Origin of the sequence: Aquiflexum lacus (genome assembly GCF_015476655.1) — a bacterium.
GTDB classification, from domain to species: Bacteria; Bacteroidota; Bacteroidia; order Cytophagales; family Cyclobacteriaceae; genus Aquiflexum; species Aquiflexum lacus.
In genome coordinates, this window is sequence record NZ_JABFHF010000001.1 from 240858 (window position 1) to 256282 (window position 15425).

At 38.4% G+C, this 15425-nt stretch carries 13 protein-coding genes and 1 tRNA gene; 10 read left to right on the top strand and 4 right to left on the bottom strand.

Annotated elements, in window-relative coordinates; genetic code table 11:
• Positions 1-151: 151 nt before the first annotated feature.
• From HMJ38_RS01040 to HMJ38_RS01060, 5 genes are all read left to right on the top strand, one after another.
• On the top strand, positions 152-928 hold the full coding sequence (locus HMJ38_RS01040) for a TatD family hydrolase (RefSeq protein ID WP_194972513.1): 777 nt from the start codon (positions 152-154) through the stop codon (positions 926-928).
• Positions 925-2001: an asparaginase gene (locus HMJ38_RS01045; RefSeq protein ID WP_194972514.1), complete on the top strand. Its 1077-nt coding sequence runs from the start codon at positions 925-927 to the stop codon at positions 1999-2001. Before HMJ38_RS01040 ends, HMJ38_RS01045 begins: the two co-directional genes overlap by 4 nt.
• Before the next feature lie 181 nt (positions 2002-2182).
• Positions 2183-2269, top strand: a tRNA-Ser gene (locus HMJ38_RS01050).
• A 370-nt stretch (positions 2270-2639) separates the two neighbouring features.
• Positions 2640-3857 carry a site-specific integrase gene (locus tag HMJ38_RS01055; protein WP_194972515.1) on the top strand — a complete coding sequence of 406 codons (1218 nt, stop codon included), beginning with the start codon at positions 2640-2642 and terminating at the stop codon, positions 3855-3857.
• Between the two features lie 563 nt (positions 3858-4420).
• Positions 4421-6166, top strand: a complete 1746-nt coding sequence (locus HMJ38_RS01060) for a phospholipase D-like domain-containing protein (protein ID WP_194972516.1) — start codon at positions 4421-4423, stop codon at positions 6164-6166.
• Positions 6167-6278: 112 nt separating this feature from the next.
• Here HMJ38_RS01060 and HMJ38_RS01065 read toward each other — a convergent pair whose 3' ends face one another.
• Positions 6279-7220, bottom strand: a complete 942-nt coding sequence (locus tag HMJ38_RS01065) for a terpene synthase family protein (RefSeq protein ID WP_194972517.1) — start codon at positions 7218-7220, stop codon at positions 6279-6281.
• Positions 7221-7381: 161 nt separating this feature from the next.
• Between HMJ38_RS01065 and HMJ38_RS01070 the strand changes: the two genes are divergently transcribed.
• Genes HMJ38_RS01070 through HMJ38_RS01080 form a run of 3 tightly spaced genes read left to right on the top strand, consistent with a single transcriptional unit; the run spans position 7382 to position 8685 of the window.
• Positions 7382-7573 carry a hypothetical protein gene (locus tag HMJ38_RS01070; protein WP_194972518.1) on the top strand — a complete coding sequence of 64 codons (192 nt, stop codon included), beginning with the start codon at positions 7382-7384 and terminating at the stop codon, positions 7571-7573.
• Entirely contained in the window at positions 7545-8144 is a 600-nt protein-coding gene (locus tag HMJ38_RS01075; protein WP_194972519.1) for a hypothetical protein, read from the top strand. The genes HMJ38_RS01070 and HMJ38_RS01075 overlap by 29 nt, the downstream gene beginning before the upstream one ends.
• Positions 8131-8685, top strand: coding sequence for a hypothetical protein (locus tag HMJ38_RS01080; protein WP_194972520.1), 555 nt, complete (start codon positions 8131-8133; stop codon positions 8683-8685). The genes HMJ38_RS01075 and HMJ38_RS01080 overlap by 14 nt, the downstream gene beginning before the upstream one ends.
• Here HMJ38_RS01080 and HMJ38_RS01085 read toward each other — a convergent pair.
• Positions 8648-9250: a Crp/Fnr family transcriptional regulator gene (locus tag HMJ38_RS01085; protein WP_194972521.1), complete on the bottom strand. Its 603-nt coding sequence runs from the start codon at positions 9248-9250 to the stop codon at positions 8648-8650. The two genes, HMJ38_RS01080 and HMJ38_RS01085, sit on opposite strands and share 38 nt — an antisense overlap.
• A gap of 232 nt (positions 9251-9482) precedes the next feature.
• Between HMJ38_RS01085 and HMJ38_RS01090 the strand changes: the two genes are divergently transcribed.
• On the top strand, positions 9483-9947 hold the full coding sequence (locus tag HMJ38_RS01090; protein WP_228779817.1) for a MauE/DoxX family redox-associated membrane protein: 465 nt from the start codon (positions 9483-9485) through the stop codon (positions 9945-9947).
• 224 nt (positions 9948-10171) lie between these two features.
• Positions 10172-10435 (top strand): hypothetical protein, encoded by a 264-nt coding sequence (locus HMJ38_RS01095; protein ID WP_194972523.1) that lies wholly within the window; start codon positions 10172-10174, stop codon positions 10433-10435.
• A gap of 37 nt (positions 10436-10472) precedes the next feature.
• On the opposite strand, the gene HMJ38_RS01100 is transcribed toward HMJ38_RS01095, so the two are convergent.
• Both HMJ38_RS01100 and HMJ38_RS01105 read right to left on the bottom strand, forming a co-directional pair.
• Positions 10473-11801, bottom strand: a complete 1329-nt coding sequence (locus tag HMJ38_RS01100) for a RagB/SusD family nutrient uptake outer membrane protein (protein WP_194972524.1) — start codon at positions 11799-11801, stop codon at positions 10473-10475.
• 432 nt (positions 11802-12233) lie between these two features.
• The gene (locus tag HMJ38_RS01105) at positions 12234-15425 is read right to left on the bottom strand and encodes a SusC/RagA family TonB-linked outer membrane protein (RefSeq protein WP_194972525.1); all 3192 of its coding nucleotides are present in this window, start codon (positions 15423-15425) and stop codon (positions 12234-12236) included.

Sequence of the window (15425 nt, forward strand, 5' to 3'; positions counted from 1 at the left end):
ACGAGAGCTGAGAACCATGAGGCACAGATAAATGCCGTGGGATTTCCCGTCAGAGGCACGTCACGTCCGAAATGGGATAGGCAGAATGGGAGAATCGAGAACCAAGAGACGAGAATTTAGAATAAACCAAAAACCATTAACCAATACCAAAGTGAAATTCACAGATACCCATGCCCATATTTATTCCAAAAAATACGATGATGACAGGTCAGAAGTAATTAGGGTTGCTGGTGAAAATGGGGTGGAAAGCATTTATATGCCCAATATCGATGTGGAATCCATCGATTCCATGTTGGAAGCAGAACTGAAATATCCTGGGGTTTGTATTCCCATGATGGGACTCCATCCCTGTGATGTGAAAAAGGATTTTGAAAAGCAGCTTTATGTGATGGAAGAGTGGATTGAAAGACGGGAGTTTGCAGCAATTGGGGAGACAGGCTTGGACCTTTATTGGGACAAGACTTTTTTTGAGCAGCAAAAGGAAGCTTTGAGAATTCAGATCGCATGGGCAAAGAAAAAGAAATGGCCGATTGTCCTGCATTGCCGGGAATCAATGGATGAAACCATAGCCATCATTAAAGAAGCGAAAACCGAAGACTTGAATGGGATTTTCCATTGCTTCTCAGGTAGTGTTGAGCAAGCCAAGCAAATCATCGAACTGGGATTTCTACTAGGAATAGGTGGCGTTTCCACCTATAAAAATGGAGGATTGGATAAGGTGCTGCCAGAATTGGGCTTGGAGCATGTGGTGTTGGAAACTGATGGTCCGTATCTGGCACCTATACCGCATAGGGGGAAAAGAAATTCTCCTGAATATATACCGTTGATTGCTCAAAGAGTCGGTGACCTTACCGAAAGCTCATTGGAGCAGGTTTCCACCATCACCCAACAAAATGCGCATAGCATTTTTCATCATTTCAAGTCATGAACTATAAAATAGTAAGACTCAATACCGCTGCTAAGAGTGACATTACCTCCTCAGTGCTGATCATTTACACAGGAGGAACGCTAGGTATGGCCTATGATGAAACAGGCGCATTGGTTCCATTTAACTTTGGTCAAATTATGGAGAAAATACCCAATTTGACCAATTTGAATGTTGCCATCACGGTCATTTCTTTCCCCGAACCCATCGATTCATCCAATGTCAATATGCAGCACTGGATAGATATGGCTTATATCATTTATGAGAATTATGACAGCTATGATGGTTTTGTGATCTTGCACGGAACAGATACCATGGCTTATTCTGCCTCCATGCTGAGTTATATATTAAGGGGCCTGAGCAAACCTGTAGTGTTTACAGGAGCGCAATTGCCGATTTCAGCCATGCGGTCCGATGCCAGGGAAAACCTGATGACAGCCCTTGAGATTGCCACAGCCAAAGCCAATGGCAATCCCGTGGTACCGGAGGTTTGCATTTTTTTCAACCACATGCTGTTGAGGGGAAATAGGTCAAAGAAAGTTCAAAGTATCCATTTTGATGCCTTTGAGTCGGAAAATTACCCGGCTTTGGCAGAGGCAGGGATTATCATAGATTATAATTATGCTGCGATCAAACCATTTGAAGAGGGTAAAAAGCTGAAATTTTACAACCGACTTGATAACAGAGTAATGGTAATTAAGCTTTTTCCTGGAATTACCTCCAAGATTCTGGATTCTTGTTTTGATATTGATGGCATGCGGGGAGTTGTGTTGGAAACCTATGGCTCGGGTAACAGCCCCAGTGAATCCTGGTTTATCAATTCCTTGGATAGGGCTGTGAAAAAGGGATTGATCATTCTAAATGTTTCGCAGTGTAATGGAGGTCGCGTAATTCAGGGCAGGTATCAGACGAGCAAGGATCTAAAAAAGATAGGAGTACTCAGTGGAGGAGATATCACTACAGAGGCTGCGGTTACTAAGATGATGTTTTTGTTGGCCAATGAAAAAGAGGATTCGGAAATCAGGAGAAAATTGATAACCCCGATGATAGGGGAGATGTCATTGATGGGAAATTGAATATAACCAGGTCTGTTATAATTAATTATTTGATCCTTACAGAATTAGATATTGATAGATATTTGATATTAGTAGATATTATAGATTAAGCGTGAAATCTGCATTCGAATTTTTTTGGGAGAAGTTTGCAAAGGCTTTTAATTATGTATTTCTTTGCACTCCCATTTAGATGGGGACTAATAGAGAGGTGTCCGAGTGGTTGAAGGAGCACGCCTGGAAAGTGTGTATACCCGTGAGGGTATCGAGGGTTCGAATCCCTTCCTCTCTGCTGAAATGGCTAACAAAACGTTCAAATTTGAAGAATTAAAGATTTTCCAGATTTGATCGAAATAAGTCAAAAAATTGAAAAAGTGGATTTAAAGCGATTTTAAGCACATTTTCAATCAATTTTAATTCATTTTATTGATAAAAAGCCTACAGTCCACAAACTGTGGGCTTTTTGTTTTTGGTGTCAAAACCACCAAATTTTTCAAAAATACCCAAAATTCAAAAGCGTCATTCGTGGCGTTCTTTGGTTTCAAAAAAAAGACGCTTTTTAGGTGGTTTAAACTACTGAAAAACAACATGTTCAATAGCTGAACATCTTGTATTGGTTAGCATGTTTTTAGATATTTATTTAACCAATAAAAAACAACATTATGCTGGACAAAAGCTTTGGATTGATGTTTTTTCTAAAAACAATCAAAAACAGTAAGAAATCAGAGAAATACATCTACGCTCGAGTGACCGTGGATGGCGATTCTAAAGAAATCTCCACAAAAAGGGTTTGTGAAGTACATAAGTGGAATCAAGGGCAGGGAAGGGCAATGGGAAACAAAGAGGATGTGAGACAACTGAATGCTTTCCTGGATTCATTTCAAATGAAAATCCTTCAGGCTAAAATTTTACTGATGGACAACAACAAAGATGTGACTGCCGAAAACATCAAAAACATTCTCCTTGGGAAAACTGAAGATCGAAAAAAAATATTGGAGGTATTCCATGTTCACAATGAACAGGTTGAAGTCCTAGTAGGCAAAGGATTTGCTGCCGGGACCCTTCAACGGTACAGAACCTCCTTGGAACACACCAGGTCATTTATACAATGGAAATTCCAGAAGGAAGACATAGAAATCCACCAGCTCAATTATGAATTTATTTCAGACTATGAATTTTGGTTGAAAACTGTCAGGAATTGCAGCCACAATACTACTGTAAAATATCTGGCAAATTTCAAAAAGATCGTACTCTCCTGCGTCAAAAAAGGATGGTTGATCAGGGATCCCTTCCTTGGATTCAAAATGATTAAAAAGGAAGTTGTCAGAGAGGTATTGAGTAATGAAGAATTGAACAGTATCCGAAAAAAGGAATTTAGCATAGAAAGATTATCACAGGTCAGGGATATATTTCTTTTTTGCTGCTATACCGGACTTGCCTATATAGATGTCAAAAATCTGAACAAGGAGCAGATCAAATTGGGAATAGATGGGGAACAGTGGATATTTACCCAAAGACAAAAAACAGAAACCCCAACAAGACTGCCTTTACTCCCCCAGGCCCTGTCAATTATCCAAAAATATATAAACCATCCATATTGTGAGAATATAGGATATGCATTGCCTGTTTTGAGCAACCAGAAAATGAATTCCTATCTGAAAGAAATCGCCGATGTCTGTGGAATCAACAAACCACTGACCTTTCATATCGCCAGACATACCTTTGCTACCACAATTACTTTAGGGAATGGTGTACCCATTGAAACAGTCTCAAAAATGCTCGGACATAAATCCCTCAAACAGACCCAGCATTATGCGAAAATCTTAGATATCAAGATCAGTAAGGATATGGAGAAGCTTAGGATTGTATTAAAGGGATGACCGAAAAATATTATCAAAACGATTCAACCTAAAAAAATATTTACAGACACTTTTAGTGCAAAGGTAGGTTTAAGTAATTTCCGCGAAAACCATCTCAGTTTCTATAAAAAACCATCTTCTCGGTTAAGTCCTATAGATTCTAAAAATTTAGCCAAAAGTAGGCGAATGGTCGGGAGAGACACGGGACATGGTCGGGAGATGGTCGGAGGGGGATGACCCAACTTTAATTTTTTTAAATCCTTTTTTAATTCATGATGTGATTTTCACTGGGAAGAAATATATATATGCTAATTATAATCTTAGTGTTTTAAAGGATTTCAATTGAAAATCAAGTGTCTGCGAAAAAAATACATTCATTTTTGTCGCATTTTTTTTTATATTTAACAGCATTAATGATTCAATTTTTCTTTCTAATTGATTTATAGAACAGACTCAGCCCAAGGTGGTTTTTAAGTAAAATGTAGGGTTAGGATTTTACGGGATTCAGGTAAGGGGAAGAAGATTTTGTCCATAGAAAGATTAATTGTTATTTCTTTATTTTCAATTCACCAAATATTTTTAATATGAAAACAATAGCTTCAAAAAACGGCTTTTCGGTAAGGGCCATTTCAGGAACAAGGGCAGTGATTCTTGCCATGAATTCAGAGGAAAATAATCTCAAAAACTTTCTTGGCTTTGGGATTGGAAGGAAATCTAGCGATAGGATATATTGGCTCAAAGGTTTCAAATGCTTTAAAGATTTAGTGCCAGATCCTAGTGCAGGACAAAGATTTTCAACCACTGAACATCCCGTCCAGGATTTTAGGTGGGGCCATTATTATGCCGAACCGGATACAGAATATACTTATGTTGTCAGGCCACTTTTCAAGCCGGAATCTAACGACTTTTCGAACCTGAGGCGAGGTACGGATATTGAAATCAAGATAAGGACCGAAAGCGAAACGACCGGAAAAAACTCAGTATTGTTTAATAGGGGCGCTATAGTCAGTCAGGCGTATGCAGATAATTTTGATGATGACATTCCTTCAGATCAATTGGAATTGATTTTGAACGATCCTGAAAACCCAAGAACAAAATGGCTTTCTAGAGGACTTTTGGAAGGCATTCTCGGTTTTATTGGGCAGGCAACTGATAGCAGCTATAGCCTTCATTGCTGCTTCTATGAGATTTCATATAGTCCTGTGATCACTGCTCTTGTCGAAGCGGGTAAAAGAGGTGCTAAAGTCGAGATATCATATGAAGCTGGTCATTACCAGATATCAGGAAATGTAAGAAAAGAGACCAAATATGGCATTTCAAATAAAGATGCCATAACCCCCTATCTCAATTCCAAAAACATGCATTTTAAAGAAAGAATACACCATGTTGCAATACCCCATAATAAATTTATAATCCTTTGTAAAAATAACCGACCTGTGGAGGTATGGACAGGAAGCACCAATATATCCTCTTCCGGATTCCTTGGACAGAGCAATACAGGGCATATCGTCAGGGACGTAAATGTGGCAGGTCTCTTTTTTGAATATTTCAATATGGTGGCTAAGGACTCATTAAGAAAAGACCTAAGGGCATTCTGTGAAACCAAGACACCTAATCCCGGAGATACCCTTCCTGAAGGAACAACAGTAATCTTCAGTCCAAGAAGGGGCACTTCTATGCTAGACTGGTATGGATCCAAAGCTTTCAATGCTAAAAGTTCTTTGATCTTTACATCTGCCTTTGGTGTTTCACCGGGACTTTCCAAATATTTTGACAACCAAAAAGAATACCTTCGATACATTCTCATGGAGCAAAAAAGCCGTGGTATAGGGGTACAGGATATACTTGAAAAAGACCCTAATACCAGAATTGTCTTGGGTCAGGGTCTTGGAACTAGAGGATCAATGGGAAACTGGAGGAGGCTTCCTGGTTGGAATCTTGAAAACTGGATGAGGAGAGAGGTTCATTTTAGGACCAAAGGGTATGTGTTTTTCGTCCATACCAAATATATGGCCATTGATGTTATGGATAACAATCCCACAGTTTTTACTGGATCTGCTAATTTTTCACCTAATTCCCTTCATTCCAATGATGAAAATATGCTGCTTATTCAAGGGGACAGCGCTGTTTCTGATGTTTATACAGTGGAATTTTTCAGACTTCAGACCCATTTTTATTTCAGGCAAGTTGCCAATAGAATGTCAGAATCTGGCACTAATGACCCGGAAATCAGGTTTTTGGATCCAACAGACAGTTGGGTTAAAAAGCATTTCACCAAAGGGAATTACCGGTATCTCCGAAGGGAAATGATGGGGGCTCCTGTGACTTAACAATTTCACTGGGTTTCAAGTAAAACCTTTAAGAAATTAATATAAAGAGACGGTCAAAAGGAGAGGGGTTTTACCTAATTTATTTGTTATTTTTAGGTGAATGTAAACCCTCTCACTCATACCTCCCAGTATCCTCTTTTGCCCATATCTCACAACCAAGCAACAAATTGTTAAAAGAATCGCAGATTGAATTCTTCTTCTCTATACAAATACCAGGATTGTTGATTAACTGATTTTGGAGTGATAGGTAGTCCTCTTTCAGGAGTTTCAGTTTTTCAGTTACTTTGGCTATGGACTCGATTCGGGTCAGTTTGAAATGGATTTCATACAAAAGTACTAGGTTATGGAAATCTCCTGTATTTTCCTCCTTCCTGAATGATGCCAGGTCATTTGAAAGGCAGATCAGTAACAGAAGGGTTTTTCTCAATTGCTTTAATTCAGGTGAATAAAGCGTTGCCGGATCAATTTTATTGCTTTGGATAAAGGTCAGGTAATGAATGGCTATTTCAGCCCCAGAGCTATGCTTCAGTTTTTTCAGATAATCGGCCGGAAGGGGAGGGCTGGATTCAAGAAGGTTTTCGGATTCCCAGATACCTGCTTTGATAAAGTTCCTTACCATTTCACAAATGTTTTTTCCCGCTAATGCGATTGAAGCGATGTTGGAACTATGATTGATCATCGAAAAGTCGGATAGCAAGCTATCCCAACAAAATACATTTTCTCTAACTAGACCAAATTCAAATTCTGAGAGCATGTTTTTCCAAGAGCCCACCCTTTCTGCTCCTTGAAGCCTATCTGCTCTATCATCTGCCAAAAAGAGAACCATAATCAATTTACTTATCGGAAGCAGTTCGTTAAGGTTGGCATTTGGATATAACCTTGAAGCGAATTTGTTGAGATGCTGGTTTTGGGAATGGATTTTTTCCTCTTCATTTTTAAATAAACTGCAATCCTCAGCCCATTTATTGACTTCATAATCCACAATTTTATAATAATGGTTGAGGACTTTAAATTCAGTTTGATTTGTGATAGTAGGTTTATTTATTGTTTCCATTCGGCATTACATTGTTTAGGGTTAAATTAAATCTTAATTGAGGGAATTATGCCCCAGACCTAAAATATTTAAAAGAGGATAGGAACATTAAAAATCCAAAAGGACTAATCCCTTAATAATTAAACCTAATTCCAATAGGTATTTTATCCAAAAGTAAAGAGGTGAAAATTGTAGTATTTACTGAATTAGCTTATAGAAAATCAAATTCGGTAAATTCCTTGAAAAAGCGTTTGACTGGTTTTATAGCAGGTATCAATTTATTTAATTTTGAGCAAGCCAGTACCGGAAAAGAGCCTAGTTATGTATTAAAACCAAGAATTGTTTATGCAGGCAATGACCAAAAAACAGCTTGATGTGCTTTATTCACATACCGGTAAATATTATTGGAGGTTTGATTCCTACGAAAGGAGCCGCTTCAATTTTATGCTTCAGAATTGGGTTTCTCATATTGATATTGAAAGTGATCCTGTGATTTCTCTCAGTCTTTCTTTTACACCAAACCAAGGTGAAAATGTTGGGCCCAAGCTTTTACTAAGGGAGATTGAAGGGATGTCCCAAAGTATCTACCTTAATTCTGATATAAATTGGGTTGAAAGAGAGGCTCCTGATTACCTCAATAGTTATTGGGATTTTGACTGTTGGTTGTTTTTGCAAGACAGGATCAAGTCCTCAATGAGGTATAGGGTTGCATCGATAATTGAATATGCGTTGTGTACCCCACAGAAGCTTTTGTCATTGGGTATTCCTGCCAGCAGACAAGGGGTAACCTTAGGACAACTAGTGAAATTAGCCTCATTCAGTACAAAGAATGAATTAATGAATGTCCCTAAATGTGGGGATAAGGCAGTCAATGCATTCTTGGACGCTCTTTCAGATGGTGGTTTAATGATTGATCCAAATTTGTATAGAAATGGAAATAGATAACTACAATTCCTTCGTTTTGGAAAGGTATAGGAAAACAAAATTCAGATTTACTAATTATAAAAGTGGTGAATTCTATTTTTTACCCATTTGTAAAAACAATATTTTAAATCATGAGATGATTTCTTTTCAACCAAAGGAAGATACTAAAATTCTTCCAAAAATGTCTTTTTTGAGGATTCTTGCCACTGCAAAGGAGTTTCCTGAAACAAACTTGGACAAAGTTTTCCTTATAAATCCAATTGAGGGTTTGGAAATACACTGGTTACAACCGTTTAATGAATTTTTAGAAGAAGGCAGAGAAAGCAAAGGTTTTGAGGTTATGGTATATCTTGAGAGGCTAGTTCTTTTAAGCCCGTTTTTTCAAATCATTCCCAAGTTTGAGGATCTAAAGTTTTATCAAGCTGTATATATGATCTGTGAGACAGACCTGCCAATGTTTGAAAAGGTAACAGGATGCTTTAGCAAAATGGTTAGGGAAGAATTGAACCAGATGGGAATTTTCCTTAGAGGGCAGGATAAACATCATCCATCGAAGATTTGATTTTTGAAATGGTAGAAACAGAGCATTTGAGTATGTAGCCCAAGTCTTTGTTGGAAAAATGGTTCATCTCGTGTGGAAAATGCTTTCTCATTTTTTTCAATGCGGTTTCTCGAGGAAGGTTAAATGCTTCATGCCACAAAACAGCATCCATTAAAATCTGTCTGTTTATATAAGATGCTAATTCTGCTACATCAGGTATTTTTTTAAGCAAAATCATTTCTGCTTCGTCAAGGAGTTCGAATACAGAAACATAGCTGAGTGCTTTGAGGTAAAAATCTGATGGTTCATTATTGAAATAAGAAGCTAAATCGGAAGCGATTTTTCCCGAGCCAAATATCCTTACCCTGTAGTCTCTTCCTTTTTCAGATGGGATCATTTTAGCAATATGACCTCTGTAAACATACCTTGCATAATGTTCTATCTCGCCTGGTTTTTTGATAATTTCCCCCTTTGAATATTGTTTGACCTGAAGATAAGGGGCTAGTTGCTCATAGGTTTTCTCATTGACCCGAAGTAAGTGATCAAATTCTTTTTTCAGTAAAACTGTCCGCAAAATTTTCTTCATATTTTATCAAATTAAAAATGATATTTTTTAAAAATTAAGATCCTATCTAGACAAACATAACAATTTCAGTGTTTCATGACAAAATTCAGATTTACTATGAACAGGTATTTTCCGAATTCGTTTTTCAAAAATTGATTTAGGGAAATTTTGAAAAGTATTCAATGTCATCTTTTTAGCCGAATGGGTACTTTGTTAAATTCAAGGAAAATTAACCAAGAATTTGATGTTAAAAATGCTTTCCCAAAACAAAATCATGTGGATGGACTCCAAATCGGTAAGCCAACAAACCGCTACTTTTATTCTTGTAGTAATTTGGACCTATACAGGGGTGGAGAAATTACTGGACTGGAAAAGAAGCTGGAATGCCTTCCACAATCAGACTTTTCCCAAGGAACTGGCAGATATTATCAGCTATGCGGTTCCTATTTCGGAAATCCTGCTTGCCCTTTTGTTGGCATTTGCATTGACAAGGTGGTGGGGGCTGATAGGTTCACTGTTATTGTTGACTGTATTCAATACCTATGTGGGGCTGATTTGGTGGGGAGCATTTCCTAGGGTACCCTGCAACTGTGCAGGGTTTTTGGAAAGCATGGGCTGGGCAGCACATTTTTGGTTTAATGCCGCCCTGACCGTAATAACTGTATTAGTCTTATGGATAAATAAAAAAACAAATATAAATCCTGATCCAAATACCTAATTGGTGGTTTGATGGTGACTTCAAAATCTTGTGCCGCATCTCTCAGAAGCTTGGGGTGAGAGACAAGCTGAACCCGGCGGTGCGAGGGGCTGACCGTCCCCAATGGTGGGATTCCTGCCAATCGGTCGATGCTGTTCCCATAATTCAAATTATGAGTTTGGGGATAGTCAAAATAATGTTCAACCCATCAGGCAGTTTTGCTGCCTGATACAAATTACAATACGATGAAAAAGTTAATGAAAATGTTACCGCTCCTTGGATTGGTGCTGGCAGCAGTGTTTGCGCTTGCATTTACAAATCCAATGGATACCAATCAGGTCCAATATGGATATGATCCGGTTGAAGATGAATGGATTCCGCTTACAGGAATGCAAGAGTCTGTGGATTTCGAATGTAATTCCACCTCTCTTCCCATTCATTGCCTTTATGATGGAATTGAGGGGAATCCTTTGAAGCCTTTAAATACTGTTGTAAGGGTGTTGCCTTGATTTAAAATAGAGAGACTGGAATGTTCCAGTCTCTCTTTCAATAAAATGATTTTTCTAAAGGTGGTACTGGAAATATATATCTTGGGGATTGGGGTTCCAAAATATACTCTTCACCTTCAATTGACTTTCTTAAAGTAATTTGAAAATCCGGATCATTATTCATTCTTTTTATATCGGCCCATCTTAGACCTCTAAATACCAATTCTTTTCTCCTTTCTTCAAGGACCCTTGTCAGGATTTCCTTGTATTCAGTTGAATGAAAGGCTTCGAAATTATCTTTTTGGTATCTTTTGGAAAGCAGAAGATTTAAATCCTCTAAAGCTTCAATCAAGTTTCCTGTCCTTAGGGAAGATTCAGCTCTTATCAATAAAATCTCATCTGTTGCCAATCCTGAAAAGAATTGTGAAGTTCCGGTATAACTGCCAGTAAAATTGATATTCCCCTGCGGGCGGGTTATAAAATAGGCCTGTTTTCTAAGGTCATTTTCTTCATAAAGATTTAAAAGTTCAGGATTGATTATTGTCTGTGGTGATGTGTTAAAAGAATATGACATCAACCTGGAAAAATAAATTACTTCCTCATTGAATAAAGTAAAGGGATTTTGAAGGTTTAAATTTAGCTCGTTAAAATCCATTAAGTTTATTCCTGACGCAAGGGTTTTGTCTGAATATGCCAGGGCTGATTCATAATTTTCTATATCCAGATATATCCTTGCCAAAAGTGCGTTTGCAGCTTTTTTGGATGGTAAAGTCGGGAAGTCTCGATTTTCGGGAAGATATTCAAGGGCATCCATTAAATCTCCGATAATCATTTGGTATACCTCGTTGATTGTTCCAATTTGGCTCTGATCATTTTGGTTTGGAGACTTCGGTATAGGGATATATTTGTTATTATCATTGTTTGAATTCTTAAATTCAGGAACGAATATCTTTGCAATTACATAGAGGCTGTAAGCTCTTATAAAATATGCAGTTCCCTTAAGGTTTTTTTTTCTTTCGACATTTCCTGCTACCCCATCTACTGAAGTCAAAATGAGATTTGCATTAAATATATTTCTATATGGTATCAGCCATTCAGTCACTCTTTCTTCAAGATCAAATGGATTTTCATCCCATAAGTATATACCTCTTTGCCACTGTTGATAAGATAGAATGCCACCATCATTTGTGAAATATTCATCAGCAGCAAGTAGGGGGATAACAAGTTCCGCATTTATTTCTGAATTGTTGTTGAACAACGCTTCCATGTCGTCCAAATTATCAGGAATTGCAAGGGATTTGTTAGGTTTTGCGTCCAGAAAGTCACCGCATGCCGATAATATCAGAAACAGTGCGGGAAAACAGAATATTAATATATGCTTTTTCATGATGTATGATTTTTTGTTTTAACTGTATTTAGTAATCTGATTTAGAATTGATTTGGAATTTGGGAATTGTTTTTACAATGAGAGGAATCAGATCGAATTTCAATTATTACTTATGGATTTAATAAAAACCTCCCAATCCCCAACCTCTTTCGGCTTTGGAAGAGGTATATTGGGAACTTCTTTGATTTTTTGGAATACATACATCCTCAAAATTTCAGAAATTAACTACACTGAAGTTTCGTCACCTTTTGTGTTTCCGAAAGCTACATTTGGGTTTTATCAACGTTTAACCAATTATGAGAAAGTAAACCGGTAGCTGATTGGGAGGAATTATTCTTTTTTCAAAGAGGACTGGAATTCAATGTTTTATTTAATTTAAGTCCATCTTCAATCCTAAGCTGACATGGGTTTTTCCTTCCAAGTTGACTCGTACTAGAAATCAACTTTTAATCCAACCGCGAGGGTTTTCAATGGTCTCATGGATCTAAAGTCAGGATCGATTATATCATTAGTATGCTTCCAGATTATGCCTAGGTTATTTGCATATACATAAGTTTCTATCCTTTCAAATGGCAATCTTTTGAATTTTGCATTCGAAAGACTGTAGGAAAGGCGGATGTCCTGGAACCTGATATTATCAGCACGGTCAACTAGAATGGACGAATTGGAATAAAAGGTATTCCTCTGGACATTCAGGTTTGCAGGTTCTGAAGGTATATAGGTGATTAATTCATCACCTGGTGTTTGCCACCTGTTGGCATAATCTGCATGGTCAATGATACCTCTTGATAAATTGGCAAAGTTCACTGAACTTCTTCTGAAGTAATATCCCAAACGGTAAGAGATATTAAAGGAAATACTGAAGTCCTTTATCCTTAAATCATTGCGGAATGCTCCAAAATGAGTCGGTCTTGAAGCCCCATGGTGAATAAGGTTTTCAGGTGTAGTTTCAGAAATTATCCGTGAATAATTGTTGCTGGGGACATTTTCCAGAACTCCCAAAGGATCTCCGGTATTGGGGTCAAGTCCTGCCCAGTCCAGACTGTAAACTGAGAAAAGAGGCTTACCTGCCAATGGGGCCAGAAATGCAGAAGTTGCGGAGTTGAGATAGCTTATGACATGGGAATTGATATCATATTGGGTGACCTTTTCATTGATGTGACTGTAGAAGAAATTGGCATTCCATTGGAAAGATTGTTTGTTTATGACTTTGGACTGTAGGACAAAATCAATCCCCATTGTTTCCGTTGTGGCAAAATTTCCCCTCATTTGACCCACCCCGATATAGGCCGGGGTAAGGAAATTACCGATTAGATCCGTGCCCTCTTTTCGATAGAATTCAAGACTTCCCGACCATCTGTTTTTTGAGGAGGCAAAATCAACTGCAAAGTTCCAAATGCCTATTTTTTCCCATCTCAGCTCAGGGTTCGGAGGATTTGAAATTTGCGCATACCGTAGATTTGGGATAATGGGATTACTCGTAAAGTACATTGCGGTAGGGTAGGCACTGACTGTTTTGTCGACATTCCCATTGTAACCATACGTTAACCTTGCCTTTAGGAAATCTATTTTCGTGGATTTGAAAAAAGGCTCTTCACTGATGATCCAACCTAATCCTGAAGACCATAGGGGTACGCCTTTCTGGTTGGTTTCGACTCCGAAAATATTTGATTTGTCCTTCCTTGCACTTGCAGTCAATATGAGTTTTTTTCTGAAAGTGTATGTTGTATTGGCAAAATAGGAAACGAACCTGTCGATCATTCCGGAATGTGATATGCCTGAGGGTATGGAAAATTGATAGATTTGACTATAAAGCTGGGGAAATCTGTTAACGAAATCAACAGGGGTACTGATGCCAATTCTATCATCATATCCATAGAAAAAGCTTCCACTGGATAAGCTCGTCTGGTTTTTTAATTCAAACCCGGCAATAGACTCAATCCTATGGTCATTGCCGATCAGCGTGCTGTGGTCCGCTTGCAACCTTATTGTATGGCTGTAGTTGGTACCATTCTGCACAAATAGTCTATCTCCTAGAGGTACCGGTCTTCTGATAAGTCCATCATCATCAATACTTGAATAACTGTTAATCATATTCCGTAATTGAAATGCCTCCTGAGGTGTCCGGTTTCTGGTGTCTGAGCTATTGTTCCAATATTGGTAGTCTGCTCTTAAAGACAGATCCCTGGTGGGGAAATATACTATCCCGGTATTGACTCTCAGGTCATTGGAAATAGTTCTGTTGTCCAGCATTCCTCTTTCTTCAAGGGGTCTGAAGTCCCAATCCAACAGACCTGAATCAGTGAATTGGTTCTTGAACCTGTCAGTGAATCCCGCCACAATCATTGCAGGAGAACCGTTATGGTCTGTCAAGGATTCATAAGGATGGGTATTTGGTATTTCAGTATCCTGAAAGGATTTTTGTCTTGAGAAATAAAGGCCTGTATAAAACTCCACTTTGTCGTTGAATAGGTTCCAAGAGTTTTTGTTGTTCAATGTGATCCTTTGCATCTGGTTCCCAATTGTATTCGACCGGTTGTTGTCAAATCCAGTGGAGAAAACATATCTGAAATTTTCTGTGCCGCCATTTAAGTTCAAGGCATATTGCTCAAAAACACTGTTTCTGGAATAGTGGTCATACAGTTCCGACCTGAAATCATTGTTCCTGAACCGGTTCAATTGGGCATCTGCCTGGTCCGGGGAAATAGTCCCGTTTCTGGCAGCAAGGAGAGTTTCCACCACAGGTGAAAGTACAGGTCTGGTAATATTATTGATCCGGTTATTGTAATAACCCCGTTCGAAAAGTGACTTTTCAATGTCGATGAAGTCTGAGATTCCCATAAGGGGCAAATAGTGATAATCCTGTCTTTCTCCAATGGTCATGTTGGAATTGAAAGAAATCCTTGCCCCCTGATTGTAAGACCCGGATTTTGTAGTGATTACAATTACCCCATTTCCCGCTCTGGCACCCCAGATGGATGCGGCTGCAGCGTCTTTAAGAACTGTTATGCTTTCTACGTCATTTGGGTTTATTGACTCCAAAGGTCCATCAAAGGGAATCCTGTCAATGATGATCAAAGGCATGGTATTGGCGAAAATCGTACTCCTTCCACGAATACTCAAAACATCATCGGACGGACCATTTCTGTTAAAAATCAGACCTGGAGTAATGTCTTCCAGCCTGTCCAAAATATTGGTACTGATCCGCCTATCAACCATCTCCTGGTTAATCTTTACAAAAGAGCCTGTGGCAGTTTGGGTGGAAAGTTCCTGGTATCCAGTGGAAACCAGATCAAACTGTTCAATGTCGATTTCCCGGTTTTCCATTAAAATTACCACCGACCCCTCATTAGGTACTGAGAGGCTATATTCCACAGTGATGAAACCAATGTAACTGACAACCAACCGATGTTCACCGTGGTCAAGTTTGAGTTGGAACTCACCTTTTTCATCTGCAACGGCAGCAATTTCCTTATCAAGGACCTTTATGATAGCACCTGGCAGTGCTTCATTGTCACTTTTGTTGATGATTTTCCCTCTGATGGCAAATTCTGCCTCAGACTGGGCATTTGTTATGAATGGAATTATCATCCATACCAATAGAAGTAAGTAGGTTTTTTTCAT

Coding starts and splice junctions, on each gene's coding strand:
- HMJ38_RS01045 (WP_194972514.1), top strand. CDS start 925: ATGAACTATAAAATAGTAAGACTCAATACCGCTGCTAAGAGTGACATT.
- HMJ38_RS01065 (WP_194972517.1), bottom strand. CDS start 7,220: ATGGAAACAATAAATAAACCTACTATCACAAATCAAACTGAATTTAAA.
- HMJ38_RS01105 (WP_194972525.1), bottom strand. CDS start 15,425: ATGAAAAAAACCTACTTACTTCTATTGGTATGGATGATAATTCCATTC.
- HMJ38_RS01075 (WP_194972519.1), top strand. CDS start 7,545: ATGCAGGCAATGACCAAAAAACAGCTTGATGTGCTTTATTCACATACC.
- HMJ38_RS01100 (WP_194972524.1), bottom strand. CDS start 11,801: ATGAAAAAGCATATATTAATATTCTGTTTTCCCGCACTGTTTCTGATA.
- HMJ38_RS01060 (WP_194972516.1), top strand. CDS start 4,421: ATGAAAACAATAGCTTCAAAAAACGGCTTTTCGGTAAGGGCCATTTCA.
- HMJ38_RS01095 (WP_194972523.1), top strand. CDS start 10,172: ATGAAAAAGTTAATGAAAATGTTACCGCTCCTTGGATTGGTGCTGGCA.
- HMJ38_RS01080 (WP_194972520.1), top strand. CDS start 8,131: ATGGAAATAGATAACTACAATTCCTTCGTTTTGGAAAGGTATAGGAAA.
- HMJ38_RS01090 (WP_228779817.1), top strand. CDS start 9,483: ATGCTTTCCCAAAACAAAATCATGTGGATGGACTCCAAATCGGTAAGC.
- HMJ38_RS01085 (WP_194972521.1), bottom strand. CDS start 9,250: ATGAAGAAAATTTTGCGGACAGTTTTACTGAAAAAAGAATTTGATCAC.
- HMJ38_RS01055 (WP_194972515.1), top strand. CDS start 2,640: ATGCTGGACAAAAGCTTTGGATTGATGTTTTTTCTAAAAACAATCAAA.